Source organism: Dickeya sp. MK7 (assembly GCF_000406305.1).
Lineage (GTDB): Bacteria > Pseudomonadota > Gammaproteobacteria > Enterobacterales > Enterobacteriaceae > Dickeya > Dickeya fangzhongdai.
The window spans coordinates 2,169,880-2,183,692 of record NZ_CM001984.1 but is presented as its reverse complement, the minus strand read 5'-3'; the positions used below and the strand labels follow the sequence as shown (position 1 = coordinate 2,183,692).

At 55.6% G+C, this 13,813-nt stretch carries 14 protein-coding genes and 1 other annotated feature; of the genes, 10 read left to right on the top strand and 4 right to left on the bottom strand.

The annotated features are described in order from the left end of the window. Nucleotides 1-17: 17 nt before the first annotated feature. A complete protein-coding gene (locus DXXMK7_RS09515; protein WP_038918880.1) occupies nucleotides 18-839 on the bottom strand; it encodes an SDR family oxidoreductase in 822 nt (273 codons plus the stop codon). A gap of 229 nt (nucleotides 840-1,068) precedes the next feature. On the opposite strand from DXXMK7_RS09515, the gene hisL reads away from it, so the two are divergent. From hisL to DXXMK7_RS09470, 10 genes are all read left to right on the top strand, one after another. Continuing rightward, the gene (gene hisL, locus DXXMK7_RS22615) at nucleotides 1,069-1,116 is read left to right on the top strand and encodes a his operon leader peptide (RefSeq protein WP_107760798.1); all 48 of its coding nucleotides are present in this window, start codon (nucleotides 1,069-1,071) and stop codon (nucleotides 1,114-1,116) included. Next, nucleotides 1,092-1,214: a sequence feature (His leader region), on the top strand. (Overlaps the previous gene by 25 nt.) A gap of 63 nt (nucleotides 1,215-1,277) precedes the next feature. After that, the gene (gene hisG / locus DXXMK7_RS09510; protein ID WP_038659269.1) at nucleotides 1,278-2,177 is read left to right on the top strand and encodes an ATP phosphoribosyltransferase; all 900 of its coding nucleotides are present in this window, start codon (nucleotides 1,278-1,280) and stop codon (nucleotides 2,175-2,177) included. Between the two features lie 4 nt (nucleotides 2,178-2,181). Then, nucleotides 2,182-3,492, top strand: coding sequence for a histidinol dehydrogenase (gene hisD / locus DXXMK7_RS09505; RefSeq protein WP_038918879.1), 1,311 nt, complete (start codon nucleotides 2,182-2,184; stop codon nucleotides 3,490-3,492). After that, nucleotides 3,489-4,559 (top strand): histidinol-phosphate transaminase, encoded by a 1,071-nt coding sequence (gene hisC, locus DXXMK7_RS09500; RefSeq protein WP_038918878.1) that lies wholly within the window; start codon nucleotides 3,489-3,491, stop codon nucleotides 4,557-4,559. The genes hisD and hisC overlap by 4 nt, the downstream gene beginning before the upstream one ends. Nucleotides 4,560-4,573: 14 nt before the next feature. After that, nucleotides 4,574-5,641: a bifunctional histidinol-phosphatase/imidazoleglycerol-phosphate dehydratase HisB gene (hisB, locus tag DXXMK7_RS09495; RefSeq protein ID WP_038918877.1), complete on the top strand. Its 1,068-nt coding sequence runs from the start codon at nucleotides 4,574-4,576 to the stop codon at nucleotides 5,639-5,641. Next, nucleotides 5,641-6,231: an imidazole glycerol phosphate synthase subunit HisH gene (hisH, locus tag DXXMK7_RS09490; protein WP_038918876.1), complete on the top strand. Its 591-nt coding sequence runs from the start codon at nucleotides 5,641-5,643 to the stop codon at nucleotides 6,229-6,231. The genes hisB and hisH overlap by 1 nt, the downstream gene beginning before the upstream one ends. A gap of 6 nt (nucleotides 6,232-6,237) precedes the next feature. Continuing rightward, nucleotides 6,238-6,975, top strand: coding sequence for a 1-(5-phosphoribosyl)-5-[(5-phosphoribosylamino)methylideneamino]imidazole-4-carboxamide isomerase (hisA, locus tag DXXMK7_RS09485; RefSeq protein WP_038659286.1), 738 nt, complete (start codon nucleotides 6,238-6,240; stop codon nucleotides 6,973-6,975). Further along, complete coding sequence (gene hisF / locus DXXMK7_RS09480) at nucleotides 6,957-7,733, top strand: imidazole glycerol phosphate synthase subunit HisF (protein WP_038659291.1); 777 nt, start codon at nucleotides 6,957-6,959, stop codon at nucleotides 7,731-7,733. The genes hisA and hisF overlap by 19 nt, the downstream gene beginning before the upstream one ends. Further along, nucleotides 7,727-8,341 carry a bifunctional phosphoribosyl-AMP cyclohydrolase/phosphoribosyl-ATP diphosphatase HisIE gene (hisIE, locus tag DXXMK7_RS09475; protein WP_038918874.1) on the top strand — a complete coding sequence of 205 codons (615 nt, stop codon included), beginning with the start codon at nucleotides 7,727-7,729 and terminating at the stop codon, nucleotides 8,339-8,341. The genes hisF and hisIE overlap by 7 nt, the downstream gene beginning before the upstream one ends. A gap of 247 nt (nucleotides 8,342-8,588) precedes the next feature. Next, on the top strand, nucleotides 8,589-9,224 hold the full coding sequence (locus DXXMK7_RS09470) for a hypothetical protein (protein WP_049842551.1): 636 nt from the start codon (nucleotides 8,589-8,591) through the stop codon (nucleotides 9,222-9,224). Nucleotides 9,225-9,355: 131 nt separating this feature from the next. Here the strand turns inward: DXXMK7_RS09470 and DXXMK7_RS09465 are convergent, their stop codons facing one another. The 3 genes from DXXMK7_RS09465 to rpsA form a co-directional block, all read right to left on the bottom strand. Further along, nucleotides 9,356-11,251: an amidohydrolase gene (locus DXXMK7_RS09465; protein WP_038918873.1), complete on the bottom strand. Its 1,896-nt coding sequence runs from the start codon at nucleotides 11,249-11,251 to the stop codon at nucleotides 9,356-9,358. Between the two features lie 421 nt (nucleotides 11,252-11,672). Then, complete coding sequence (gene ihfB, locus DXXMK7_RS09460; protein WP_038918872.1) at nucleotides 11,673-11,957, bottom strand: integration host factor subunit beta; 285 nt, start codon at nucleotides 11,955-11,957, stop codon at nucleotides 11,673-11,675. 90 nt (nucleotides 11,958-12,047) lie between these two features. Then, nucleotides 12,048-13,757, bottom strand: coding sequence for a 30S ribosomal protein S1 (gene rpsA / locus DXXMK7_RS09455; RefSeq protein WP_071603939.1), 1,710 nt, complete (start codon nucleotides 13,755-13,757; stop codon nucleotides 12,048-12,050). Nucleotides 13,758-13,813: the final 56 nt, after the last annotated feature.

Here is a 13,813-nt window from a genome sequence, read left to right as displayed (position 1 = left end):
AACAGCCGCCACCCGGCCTAAAACACCATCGTCATCGGGTCCGGGTGCTGATACTCAAACCCCAGTTCGCTGCAGATCCGTTGCCCGTCAATCAATCGGGCCTGCGCGGGGTCGCCCGGCAGAAACTGTGGCGGCTCCATCCCCATCTGGCGCGCCTGCGCCGGATAGAAATCCTGTTTAGCCGGATGCGCCGGCGCGCACAGATTGTAGAGATGCCCGCCATGCGGACGCTGCAGCAACAGCGTAATCGCGCCGATCACGTCCTCCAGATGGACCAGATTCACGCCGTGACTGCCATCCGGTAGATCGCGCCGTCCGGCAAGAAAGCGCCCCGGATGGCGATTGCTCCCCACCAGCCCGGCCAGCCGCAAAATATCCACCTCGGTATGAGGCAACGCGTGCAGCCACTGCTCCAGCGCCAGTAAGACCTTGCCCGTACCGGTTTCCGGCTGCAACGGACTGTTTTCTTTCACCCGGCCGCTGAGCGGTCCGTAGACCGAAATGGAACTGGTGTACATAATGCGCGGCACCCCCAGCGCCAGCGCGCTGTTTACCACCTGCTGCACCGCCTGCAGATAAGCGCCGCCAGCCCGCTCAAGGCGCCCCGGCGGTAGAGTGATAATCAGCGTGTCCACGTTCAGCAGTATGTCCAGTTCGTCCGGTTCGCACTCCAACTCCGGCGTCAGGCACAGGCGATAGCACTCCACACCGGACAGCCGCGCCGCCGTCACGCCATCATCGGTGCTCTTGCTGCCCACCACCCGATACCCCCGGCCCTGTAACGCCAACGCCAGCGGCATACCCAGCCAGCCCAGTCCGATTATCGCTACCTTTTTCATCGTCGTTCTCCTGCCCTTCCGGCGTTTCTGTTTCCGGATGTCTATTCCGCGCTTTTCATTATGTACCCTTATCGCCCATCTGGCGGCAATGTGATTTGCACGCACGATAATTTGTACACAATATGATTTGTACACTGTGGGGTAAAAAAATGTTGCGCTACCACATCAACATGGTTTAGGTTAACCAACAGACAACATCACTCTACTTTGACGACAAAGAGACGAATTCATGTTACGCGTTAAATTCAACCACCATCATCACCATCACCCTGACTAGTCTTTCAGGCGATAGGTGCTGGAAGACATTCAGATCTTCCAGTGGCGGTAAACGCGTAAGAAAAGCCCCCGGAAGATCGATTCCGGGGGCTTTTTTTTGGCCGGAATTTTTTAAAAAAGCCTGCTTAACAGGCATCACAGACAGGATAAATTGAGGTTCACATGCTGGATAAAACACGTTTACGTATCGCGATGCAGAAATCAGGCCGCCTGAGCGACGACTCCCGGGAACTGCTGGCCCGCTGCGGCATTAAAATCAACCTGCACCAGCAGCGCCTGATCGCGTTTGCCGAAAACATGCCTATCGATATTCTGCGCGTACGCGATGACGATATTCCGGGGCTGGTCATGGATGGCGTGGTGGATTTGGGCATCATCGGCGAAAACGTGCTGGAAGAAGAGTTGCTCAACCGTCGCGCACAGGGCGAAGACCCGCGCTACTTCACGCTGCGCCGTCTGGATTTCGGCGGTTGCCGCCTGTCGCTGGCGATGCCGCTCGACGAGGAATACACCGGCCCGCAATGTCTGCACAACAAACGTATCGCTACCTCCTACCCGCACCTGCTCAAACAGTACCTCGATAAGCAAGGCGTCAATTTCAAATCCTGTCTGCTCAATGGTTCGGTAGAAGTGGCGCCGCGCGCCGGCCTGGCTGACGCCATCTGCGATTTGGTTTCCACCGGCGCGACGCTGGAAGCCAACGGCCTGCGCGAAGTCGAGGTGATTTACCGCTCCAAAGCCTGCCTGATTCAGCGCGACGGCGAGATGCCGGCCGAGAAACAACAGCTTATCGACAAACTGTTGACCCGTATGCAGGGCGTGATTCAGGCGCGCGAATCCAAGTACATTATGCTGCACGCGCCCAGCGAGCGTCTGGACGAAGTCATCGCGCTGTTGCCGGGTGCCGAACGCCCCACCATTCTGCCGCTGGCCGGCGATCAGAATCGTGTCGCCATGCACATGGTCAGCAGCGAAACCCTGTTTTGGGAAACCATGGAAAAACTGAAAGTGCTGGGCGCCAGCTCTATTCTGGTGTTGCCGATTGAGAAGATGATGGAGTAACGCCATGAGCAACCGCTTCAACACCCTGATTGACTGGCAGACCTGCACCGAAGAGGAGCAGCGCCGGTTGCTGACCCGCCCGGCCATCTCCGCTTCCGATCGCATCAGCGCGATTGTCGGCGAGATTCTGGCAAAGGTGCGTGATGACGGCGATGCCGCGCTGCGTGAATACAGCGCCCGCTTTGACAAGGTGCAGGTCGACAGCCTGCGCGTATCCGCCGAAGCGATTGACGCCGCCGTTGCACGACTGGGCGACGACATCAAACAGGCGATGGCGACCGCCGTTCGTAACATCGAAACCTTCCACAACGCGCAGAAACTGCCGTCGATCAATGTGGAAACCCAACCGGGTGTGCGGTGCCAGCAGGTAACCCGGCCGATCGCCAGCGTCGGTCTGTATATTCCGGGCGGCTCCGCTCCGCTGCTGTCCACGGTATTGATGTTGGCGACTCCGGCGCGCATCGCCGGCTGCCGGCGCGTGATTCTGTGTTCGCCGCCGCCGATCGCCGACGAGATCCTGTATGCGGCAAAACTGTGCGGCGTACAGGAAGTATTCCAACTGGGCGGCGCGCAGGCGATTGCCGCGATGGCGTTCGGCACCGACAGCGTGCCGAAGGTGGACAAGATTTTCGGCCCCGGCAATGCCTATGTGACGGAAGCCAAGCGTCAGGTTAGCCAGTTGCTTGACGGTGCGGCCATCGACATGCCGGCCGGTCCGTCCGAAGTGCTGGTGATTGCCGACAGCGGCGCCACGCCGGATTTTGTCGCCTCCGACCTGCTGTCGCAGGCGGAACACGGCCCGGATTCGCAGGTCATCCTGCTGACGCCGGATGCCGGCATGGCGCAGGCGGTAATCGACGCGGTGGAACGCCAGTTGGCAACGCTGTCCCGCGCGGACATCGCCCGTCAGGCGCTGGCCAGCAGCCGGGTGATCGTAGCGCGCGATCTGGACCAGTGCATCGACATCAGCAATCAATACGGCCCGGAGCACCTGATTATCCAGACCCGTAATGCCGAAACGCTTGTCGAGCGCATCACCAGCGCCGGGTCGGTATTTTTGGGTGACTGGTCACCGGAATCTGCCGGCGACTATGCCTCCGGCACCAACCACGTGCTGCCGACCTACGGCTACACCGCTACCTACTCCAGTCTGGGGCTGGCGGATTTCCAGAAACGCATGACGGTACAACAGCTGTCGCCGCAAGGTTTGCTGGGGCTGGCGTCAACCATTGAAATCATGGCGCAAGCCGAACAGCTGACCGCCCACAAAAATGCCGTTACCCTGCGCGTCAACGCCCTCAAGGAGCAAGCATGAGTATTGAGAATCTGGCTCGCGACAACGTCCGCCGCCTGACCCCGTATCAGTCCGCGCGTCGTCTGGGCGGTAATGGCGATGTCTGGTTGAACGCCAACGAATACCCGCAAGCGCCGCAGTACCAACTGACCTTGCAGACGCTGAACCGTTACCCGGAATGCCAGCCCGTGCAGGTGATTGAACGCTATGCCGCCTATGCCGGGGTGAAACCGGAGCAGGTGCTGGCGAGCCGCGGCGCGGACGAGGGCATCGAGCTGCTGATCCGCGCGTTCTGCGAACCGGGCAAAGACGCCATTCTGTTCTGCCCGCCGACCTACGGCATGTACGCCGTCAGCGCCGAAACCCTCGGCGTGGAGCGCCGCGTCGTGCCGTCGACCGTCGACTGGCAACTGGACCTGGCCGCTATCGAAGGCGCGCTGGATAACGTCAAAGTAATTTATGTCTGTTCGCCCAACAACCCGACCGGCAACCTGATCAACCCAGAGGATCTGCGTCGCCTGCTGGAACTGGCGCGCGGTCGGGCCATCGTCGCCATCGACGAAGCCTATATCGAGTTTTGCCCGCAGGCGAGCACGGTCGGCTGGCTGACGGAATACCCGCATCAGGTGGTGTTGCGCACGCTGTCCAAAGCGTTCGCCCTTGCCGGCCTGCGTTGCGGTTTCACCCTCGCCAGCGCCGAGGTGATTCAACTGCTGCTCAAAGTGATCGCCCCCTACCCGCTGGCGCTGCCGGTGGCGGATATCGCCGCGCAGGCGCTGAGCGAGGCCGGACTGGCTGACATGCGCCGCAATGTGACCGAGGTGAGCGAAAACCGCCGCTGGCTGAGTGAATCGCTGAAAACCCTGCCGAACGTAGAAACGGTATACACCAGCGAAAGCAACTACCTGCTGGTGCGCTTCGCCGATTCGCCAACCGTCTTCAAAACTTTGTGGGATCAGGGCATTATTTTACGCGATCAGAACAAACAACCGGGGCTGGCGGGTTGTCTGCGCATTACCATCGGCAACCGCTACGAGTGCGAGCGCGTCATCAGCGCATTGCAGGCGTTGTCCGGCAAAACGGCATAATTTGAGGAATCACCGTGGGATTAAAGTATCTTTTCATCGACCGTGACGGCACGCTGATTGCCGAGCCGCCCGAGGACTTTCAGGTAGACCGACTGGATAAGCTGGCGCTGGAGCCGGATGTCATTCCGTCGCTGCTTTCCCTGCAAAAGGCCGGTTTCAAACTGGTGATGATCACCAATCAGGACGGCCTGGGCACCAGCAGTTTCCCGCAGGAGGATTTCGATCCGCCGCATAATCTGATGATGCAGATTTTCACCTCGCAGGGCGTGCGTTTCGAGCGAGTGCTGATTTGCCCGCACTTCCCCGGCGACAACTGCGACTGCCGCAAACCGAAAACCGCGCTGGTGGACGCTTTCCTGAAAGACAACGTGATGGACAGCGCCAACAGCTACGTGATTGGCGACCGCGAAACCGACGTCCAGCTGGCGCAGAACATGGGCATCACCGGCCTGCGTTACCAGCGCGACGGCCTTAACTGGCAGGCAATTACCACCCAGTTGACCAAACGCGACCGTCATGCCCACGTCAACCGCGTCACCCGTGAAACCGCCATTGACGTTAACGTCTGGCTGGACCGCGAAGGCGGCAGCAAGATCCATACCGGCGTCGGTTTTTTCGACCACATGCTGGATCAGATTGCCACCCACGGCGGTTTTCGCATGAATATCGACGTAAAAGGCGATCTGTACATCGACGACCACCACACGGTGGAAGACACCGGTCTGGCGCTGGGCGAAGCGCTGAATAGCGCGCTGGGCGACAAACGCGGCATCGGCCGTTTCGGCTTTGTGCTGCCGATGGATGAATGTCTGGCGCGCTGCGCGCTCGATATCTCCGGCCGCCCGCATCTGGAATACAAGGCGGAGTTCAGCTATCAGCGTGTCGGCGATCTCAGCACCGAAATGGTGGAACACTTCTTCCGTTCCCTCTCCTACGCGATGGGTTGCACGCTGCACCTGAAAACCAAGGGCCGCAACGACCATCACCGTGTCGAAAGCCTGTTCAAGGTCTTTGGCCGCGCGCTGCGTCAGGCCATCCGGGTGGAAGGCGACACCTTGCCCAGCTCCAAAGGAGTGCTGTGATGAATGTGGTGATTCTGGATACCGGGTGCGCCAACCTGTCTTCCGTGATGTACGCGGTCAAGCGGCTGGGGTATGACCCGCAGGTCAGCCGCGAACCGGAGGTGGTGTTGCGCGCCGATAAACTGTTTCTGCCGGGCGTCGGCACCGCGCAGGCGGCGATGGATCAACTGGCCGAACGTCAGTTGATCGGCCTGGTTAAGGCCTGTACCCAGCCGGTGCTGGGCATCTGTCTCGGCATGCAGTTGCTGGGCAGCCGTAGCGACGAGAATAACGGCGTGGATACGCTGGGTCTCATCGATACGCCGGTGGTGCCGATGGTCGATCGCGGTCTGCCCTTGCCGCACATGGGCTGGAATCAGGTGACGCCGCAGGCCGGTCACCGCCTGTTCCGCGATATTCCGGACGGCTCGTACTTCTACTTTGTGCATAGCTACGCCATGCCGGTTTGCGCCAGTACCATTGCCCAGTCCCACTATGGCGATGCCTTTACCGCCGCGGTGCAGAAGGATAACTTCTATGGCGTCCAGTTCCATCCGGAACGCTCCGGCGCGGCGGGTGCCCAGCTACTGAAGAATTTTCTGGAGATGTAAACGGACATGATTATTCCCGCATTAGACCTGATTGATGGACAGGTAGTCCGTTTGCATCAGGGCGATTATGGTCAACAGCGCCAGTACGGCAGCGACCCGCTGCCCCGCTTGCAGGATTACCAGCAGCAAGGGGCGCAGGTACTGCATCTGGTGGATTTGACCGGCGCCAAAGATCCGGCGGCGCGCCAGATTCCGTTGCTGAAAACCTTGCTGGCCGGCGTTTCCGTGCCGGTACAGGTTGGCGGCGGCATCCGCACCGAGCAGGATGTGGATGCATTGCTGGCTGCCGGCGCCAGCCGGGTGGTGATTGGCTCCACCGCGGTAAAACAGCCGGAACAGGTGCAGCAATGGTTCACCCGCTATGGCGCGGACGCGCTGGTGCTGGCGCTGGATGTCCGTATTGACGCCGACGGCGTGAAAAACATCGCCATCAGCGGCTGGCAGGAAAATTCCGGCATCACGCTGGAGCAAACGGTAGAACGTTATCTGCCCTTCGGTCTGAAGCACGTGCTGTGCACTGATATCTCCCGCGACGGTACGCTGCAGGGTTCCAACGTCGAGCTATACCGTGAAATCAGCGCCCGCTATCCGCAGGTGGCGTTTCAGGCATCCGGCGGCATCGGCTCGCTGGCGGATATCGCCGCGCTACGCGGCAGCGGCGTACAAGGCGTGATTGTCGGTCGGGCCTTGCTGGAAGGTAAATTCAACGTGACGGAGGCGATTTCATGCTGGCAAAACGGATAATCCCTTGTCTGGACGTGCGTGACGGCCAGGTGGTGAAAGGCGTACAGTTCCGTAATCACGAAATCATCGGCGATATCGTACCGCTGGCTCAACGTTACGCGCAGGAAGGCGCCGACGAACTGGTATTCTACGATATCACCGCGTCATCCGACGGCCGGGTGGTGGATAAAAGCTGGGTGTCCCGCGTGGCGGAAGTGATCGATATTCCGTTCTGCGTCGCCGGCGGCATCAAAAGCGTGGAAGACGCCGGGCAAATCCTCTCTTTCGGCGCGGATAAAATCTCCATTAACTCGCCGGCGCTGGCGGATCCGGATCTGATCTCGCGTCTGGCGGATCGCTACGGCGTACAATGCATCGTCGTCGGCATCGATACCTGGCATGACGCCGAAACCGGCCGCTATCATGTCAATCAGTATACCGGCGATGAAAAGCGCACCCGCGTTACGCAGTGGGAAACGCTCGACTGGGTGCAGGAAGTACAGAAACGCGGCGCCGGTGAAATCGTACTGAACATGATGAATCAGGACGGCGTGCGTAATGGCTATGACCTGACGCAACTCAAGCAGGTGCGCGACGTCTGCCGCGTTCCGCTGATCGCTTCCGGCGGCGCCGGCACCATGCAGCACTTCCTTGAGGCGTTTCAGGACGCCGGGGTGGACGGCGCGCTGGCCGCGTCGGTATTCCATAAGCAAATCATTAATATTGGCGAACTCAAACAGTTCCTTAAGCAACAAGGTGTGGAGATCCGGGTGTGTTAACCGAACAACAGCGAAACCAGCTCGACTGGCAAAAAACCGATGGCATGATACCCGCCATCGTACAACATGCGGTTTCCGGCGAAGTGCTGATGCTGGGCTACATGAATCAGGACGCGTTACGGGTTACGGAAGAGACGGGTAACGTCACGTTCTATTCCCGCACCAAGCAGCGGTTATGGACCAAAGGCGAATCCTCCGGCCACTTTCTCAACGTTGTATCGATCACGCCGGATTGTGACAACGACACGCTGCTGATTCTGGTCAACCCGATTGGCCCGACCTGCCATCTGGGCAACAACAGCTGTTTCCACCCGGCAGAAACGCAGTGGCAGTTTTTGTACCAGCTGGAGCAACTCCTGGCGGAGCGTAAGCACGCCGATCCGGCCAGTTCCTATACCGCCAAACTGTACGCCAGCGGCACCAAGCGTATCGCCCAGAAGGTCGGCGAAGAGGGCCTGGAAACCGCGCTGGCGGCCACGGTGCATGACCGTGAAGAATTGACCAATGAAGCCTCCGATCTGGTCTATCACCTGCTGGTGCTGTTGCAGGATCAGGAGTTGGATCTGGGTACGATCATTCAGCGCCTGAAAGCGCGTCATAACCGCTAATGCATCATCCGCTTCACCAGCCATCCCCCGCCGGTGAAGCGTTTCCCCCTTTCCCCGTTATTTCCCATCCTTGGCAAAATATTCGGCCGGTTTAACCGCGTCTGCGTGTGTCGCGTTGATTAAACTTTATTCGCTTACAGCAGCTGCGGACGCAGCAGAATTTCGCTATCGCAGTCAACCTGGCCCACTCCTGTGAGACGGAAATGCATCGCAGGATGCGGCCATTTCACCCAGCAAGGAAAACGATATGCAACAAAAAATACGAGGCTACAAACTCACGATGTTAGGTGCTGTGCTGGCGTCCCTGATTAGCCAGGGTGCATCAGCGGCGGACGCAAAAGTGGAAAGCCTGATCAAAAAGAACGGACTGGATAATACGCGGGTACTGAGCATGTACCAGAATGGCGGCCTACAGCTTCAAACTGAAACGCCGAACAAACTTATCCTTGTTAATCCTAAAGTCCGCGCTACCGATGAGAATGCGGCCAAAGCGATGTACTGGTATCGAGGTATGCAATTTGCCGAATACAAAACTTTCGACGCCAATAAATATACAACCCTACCCTGCGTGCAACAGGACAGCTTTTGCGGCATTACACCGGAATATACTTACGCAGCTCAATATCTGACCATCGAAAAACCCGGTGTCATAATTCAATTCAGTACGATAGAACCAGGCTGGCTTTACAGTGATTTCAACAGTAAGCATCACTGCCAAATCAAAGCGGAAGGCGGCGGCACCTTTGGGCTCGGGGTAAAAGGAACATCGGGCAGTTGCGATGCCGAATATAAGCAAAAGGGCCTAGGTAACGTTTTCAACACTTGGCTGCGCTCTCCTCAAAAAATAGAGCCCATTCTCGCCTACGTGCTTCTGGCGAAATAATCCCGAACCAGTGTGTCGTCGATTCACTGCCAAAGAAACGCTGCGGTATTTATCCTCAGAGCGTAAACGGCATCAATAATTACGTATTCAGCTACAGGAATGACCTGTAGCTGATGTGCAACGGTCTGGATTTATGACGCTGATTTTGGATACGTCTGCCAGCCGCCTTTCCAGGTTTCCAGGACGGGAATATCGCGCATACCCGCCACAGGGTTATTTTTATCGGCGCTATGATAAGTGATGGGAGAATCGGCCAGAATGACAAAATCAGCGCATTTTCCGGCGGTCAGTGACCCAACCCATTGCTCAGCATGACATTGCCAGGCGGCATCATAGGTCATGGCTTTTAACGCGTCGAACCGGGAAATGGATTCCTGCTCATTCAGCACAGGCGAGTCACCATTAGCCGGCGCGCCTTCCATCACACGGGAAATCGCCTGCTCCATCATGCGCAGAGGCCCCAGCGGCGTCACGCTGTTATCGCTATGCAGGGTAATTCTCATGCCTTGTTTTAACGCGGACTGGCAGCGGTCAAGCAAACTGGCGCGCTGTTCGCCAAGAATAGTCTGCTGAAATACCCATCCCCAATACCCTACATGACCGATTAAAAAGCTGGGGGAAATACCTAGCGCTTTCATATCATCAAGATTCTGATCGGAAAGCAGGGAGGCATGTTCCATGCGATCTCGCCGCTCGTTATATGTGCTCTGTGTCACTCCGGCCTGCCTGAAGGCCAGCAGGGTACGATCAATCGCCTGCCCGCCATTGGCATGGATCATCAACGGCCAGTTATATTGAACCGCTTCACTCACCAGATGATTAAATACCGTTGGGTAATCAAAATTGAAGACCCCAATATTCTGCTCTGATGCATTTTTTTCATAATTATTATCACAGCAATACGGCTGTAGTTGATATCCCGTCAATCCCTGATTCGACCCATCGGAAACAACCTTGATGCATGGCAGGTTAAAGCGACTATCACCTGTATTTGGGAGGTATCGATTATTTATTTTGTTTTTAAAATCATCAGGGCTTGTCACTACCAGCGCCCCGCCAATTCTGGTGGGACAACGGCTGGCGCGTGCTTTTAACTTCAACAACAAGGGCTGGTTGAGCAGAGATTTTCCATCCCAGGGCTCAATCCCCGCATCAAATAAATAAGTCACGCCCCGCTGACTGGCTTGCACAAATATATTGTCAATGGATTGGTTTAACTGGAACGGGAAGGTTAACGGATTCTGGCTGCTGGTAATCACAGCGATAACAGGGGCAATGCCTTCTATTTCAGCCAGAATACCATCCGGACTGATGGTGATCGGCTGGCCTTTGTCTTTATAGTACTGCTGAACGACAGTGATCGCATGGTTGTTAATATAGGCAAGATGCATCGACGCATTCATGATAAAAACCGGCTTATCCGTCCCTATTTCCTGATCGAGAATAGTGGCATTGAACGCCTTGTCATCGCCAAGGAAAAGGGAGGGGTCGACATTATGACCAATCACCCATCCTCCCATATACGGACCGCTTTTCATGACATGCTTTAACTGTGATGTCACCCATTGCCTGGTGTATTGATCTTCCGGCTTCTGCGCCACCTGAGAGCGCAAATTCTGTCCAATAAATGGGCCAACGTCCGTTGCCAGATTTAGAACCGCAGTAGGAATGATATGTACGTGGGGTTCAATCAAACCGGGAATGAGGGTTTGGCTGCCCGACAGTACACGTTCCTGCGTACCGGGCGGCATCTGCGTTTTGACATAATTATATGACCCGGTAGCGACAATGATGCCGTCCTGAATCCCCATCGCCTCGACTGATGCGCTCTGACCATTCTCCAGTGTCAGAATGGTTCCCCCGGCGGCGCCATCCGCGCCCGTCGCAATGCGGAAGATAAGGGTTTCTGCATTCACCTTATTGATATCATTGGAGATATTGATAGTAATATCCGGAATGAAAGACTTCCATAACGGGCTACAACAGGAACAGGTAATACTGTCAGAATGATTGCATGCTTGCGTCATAAAATTTCCTTCCAACAATGAATTATTTAGAAAAACCAATATAAAGCTGGTCCACAATGCAGAATTCTTCAAGTTGGGGAAATCAACCCATGACTTTTATCAAAAAATATTATTGATATTTAAAAGTTTTTTGTGAAATCTTCGTTACATGAAACATGTCGCGCCTATATCGGCTTAATAGTTAAATTATCATTTTTTATGTATCACCATCGTCATGGTGTTTTCAGGTAATTAACAATGAATCTAAGGTCGGGCAGTATGTCTGCATCGGGAAAACATGTGGACAGGCAGAAAAAACGCATCAATAAACAGCGTTTCAGGCAGGGAACGGTGAGGAAAATGATCGACAATACGTTGTTGTGACAAAAAAAATAGCACCCAACTGGGTGCTATCCATGAAACAGGCGTTACAGCTGGTTAATCAGCCATAAATATTGGCGCGATCGCGTAATTCTTTACCCGGTTTGAAATGAGGAACGTATTTGCCTTCCAGTTCCACCTTCTCGCCAGTTTTCGGATTACGACCCACACGCGGTGCACGGTAGTGGAGTGAAAAACTGCCAAACCCGCGGATTTCGATGCGATCACCGGTGGCCAATGTTGTGGCCATCTGTTCCAGCATCTCTTTTACCGCATCCTCAACCACCTTGGCCGGGATATGAGATTGCTGTCCAGCAAGTCTTTCGATAAGTTCAGACTTGGTCATGATTCCTCCAAGCATGTGGTTAGTTACTGCCACGTTAACTTACTACCGTTTGAGGCCGGGCGGCAAGTATCGCCGCCCAACCCACCGTCATTACTCGCCTTTTGCAGCTTTGAAAGCTTCCGCCATGGCGTTAGAGAAATTGCCTTCTTCCTGTTTGTTGTTAACAGAAGCGATAGCATCTTTCTCGTCAGCTTCATCCTTGGCACGGATGGACAGGCTAACAACGCGGTTTTTGCGATCAACGCCAGTGTATTTGGCTTCGATCTCATCACCCACGCTCAGAACCAGCGTTGCGTCTTCGATGCGGTCACGAGAGGCTTCAGAAGCGCGCAGGTAACCTTCAACACCGTCGGCTAATTCAACTGTAGCACCTTTGGCGTCAACTGCGGTGACTTTACCTGTAACAATTGCACCTTTCTTGTTAACAGACAGGTAGTTGTTGAACGGGTCTTCAGCCAGTTGTTTCACGCCTAGGGAGATACGCTCACGCTCGGCATCAACCTGCAGAACCACAGCAGCGATTTCGTCGCCTTTCTTGTATTCGCGAACGGCTTCTTCGCCAGCTACGTTCCAGGAGATGTCAGACAGGTGCACCAGACCATCGATGCCGCCATCCAGACCGATGAAGATACCAAAGTCAGTGATGGACTTGATCTTGCCTTCTACGCGGTCACCCTTGTTGTGGGTTTCAGCGAACTGCTGCCACGGGTTGGCTTTGCACTGTTTCAGGCCCAGGGAGATACGACGACGTTCTTCGTCGATGTCCAGAACCATAACTTCCACCACGTCGCCCACGTTAACCACTTTGGACGGATGGATGTTTTTGTTGGTCCAGTCCATTTCAGATACGTGTACCAGACCTTCAACGCCTTCTTCGATTTCTACGAAGCAGCCGTAATCAGTCAGGTTGGTTACGCGGCCAGTCAGTTTGGTGCCTTCCGGATAGCGCTTAGCGATAGCGACCCACGGATCTTCGCCCAGCTGTTTCAGGCCCAGGGAGACACGGGTACGCTCGCGGTCGAACTTCAGCACTTTAACAGTGATTTCGTCGCCCACATTGACGATTTCGCTCGGATGCTTAACGCGTTTCCAGGCCATGTCGGTGATGTGCAGCAGGCCGTCAACGCCGCCCAGATCAACGAATGCGCCGTAGTCAGTGAGGTTCTTGACGATACCTTTGACTTCCATGCCTTCCTGCAGGTTTTCCAGCAGCTGATCGCGCTCGGCGCTGTTTTCGGATTCGATAACGGCACGACGGGAAACAACAACGTTGTTGCGTTTCTGGTCCAGCTTGATCACTTTGAACTCAAGCTCTTTGCCTTCCAGATGCAGGGTGTCGCGTACCGGACGGACATCAACCAGAGAACCCGGCAGGAACGCACGGATACCGTTCAGCTCAACGGTGAAACCGCCTTTCACTTTACCGTTGATAACACCGGTAACAGTGGCAGATTCTTCGTAAGCTTTTTCCAGCATCAGCCATGCTTCGTGACGTTTAGCTTTTTCACGGGACAGCAGAGTTTCGCCGAAGCCGTCTTCTACCGCATCCAGAGCTACGTCTACTTCATCACCAATCTGGATTTCAATTTCACCCTGAGCGTTTTTGAACTGCTCTACCGGAATGGCAGATTCAGATTTCAGGCCGGCATCAACCAGGACAACGTCCTTGTCAATAGCAACCACAACGCCGCGAACGATGGAACCCGGGCGGGTTTCAATTTCTTTCAGGGATTCTTCAAAGAGTTGAGCAAAAGATTCAGTCATGTTGATAATCTTTGGGTTTTTAAATTTAACGTCCATCTGGCTTCCTGCTCGATGGGGTTGTTTCACATCCCCGCCACATCCTTGCGGCGAGG

Coding starts and splice junctions, on each gene's coding strand:
- DXXMK7_RS09465 (WP_038918873.1), bottom strand. CDS start 11,251: ATGACGCAAGCATGCAATCATTCTGACAGTATTACCTGTTCCTGTTGT.
- hisF (WP_038659291.1), top strand. CDS start 6,957: ATGCTGGCAAAACGGATAATCCCTTGTCTGGACGTGCGTGACGGCCAG.
- hisG (WP_038659269.1), top strand. CDS start 1,278: ATGCTGGATAAAACACGTTTACGTATCGCGATGCAGAAATCAGGCCGC.
- ihfB (WP_038918872.1), bottom strand. CDS start 11,957: ATGACCAAGTCTGAACTTATCGAAAGACTTGCTGGACAGCAATCTCAT.
- DXXMK7_RS09515 (WP_038918880.1), bottom strand. CDS start 839: ATGAAAAAGGTAGCGATAATCGGACTGGGCTGGCTGGGTATGCCGCTG.
- hisC (WP_038918878.1), top strand. CDS start 3,489: ATGAGTATTGAGAATCTGGCTCGCGACAACGTCCGCCGCCTGACCCCG.
- hisD (WP_038918879.1), top strand. CDS start 2,182: ATGAGCAACCGCTTCAACACCCTGATTGACTGGCAGACCTGCACCGAA.
- rpsA (WP_071603939.1), bottom strand. CDS start 13,757: ATGGACGTTAAATTTAAAAACCCAAAGATTATCAACATGACTGAATCT.
- DXXMK7_RS09470 (WP_049842551.1), top strand. CDS start 8,589: ATGCAACAAAAAATACGAGGCTACAAACTCACGATGTTAGGTGCTGTG.
- hisA (WP_038659286.1), top strand. CDS start 6,238: ATGATTATTCCCGCATTAGACCTGATTGATGGACAGGTAGTCCGTTTG.
- hisH (WP_038918876.1), top strand. CDS start 5,641: ATGAATGTGGTGATTCTGGATACCGGGTGCGCCAACCTGTCTTCCGTG.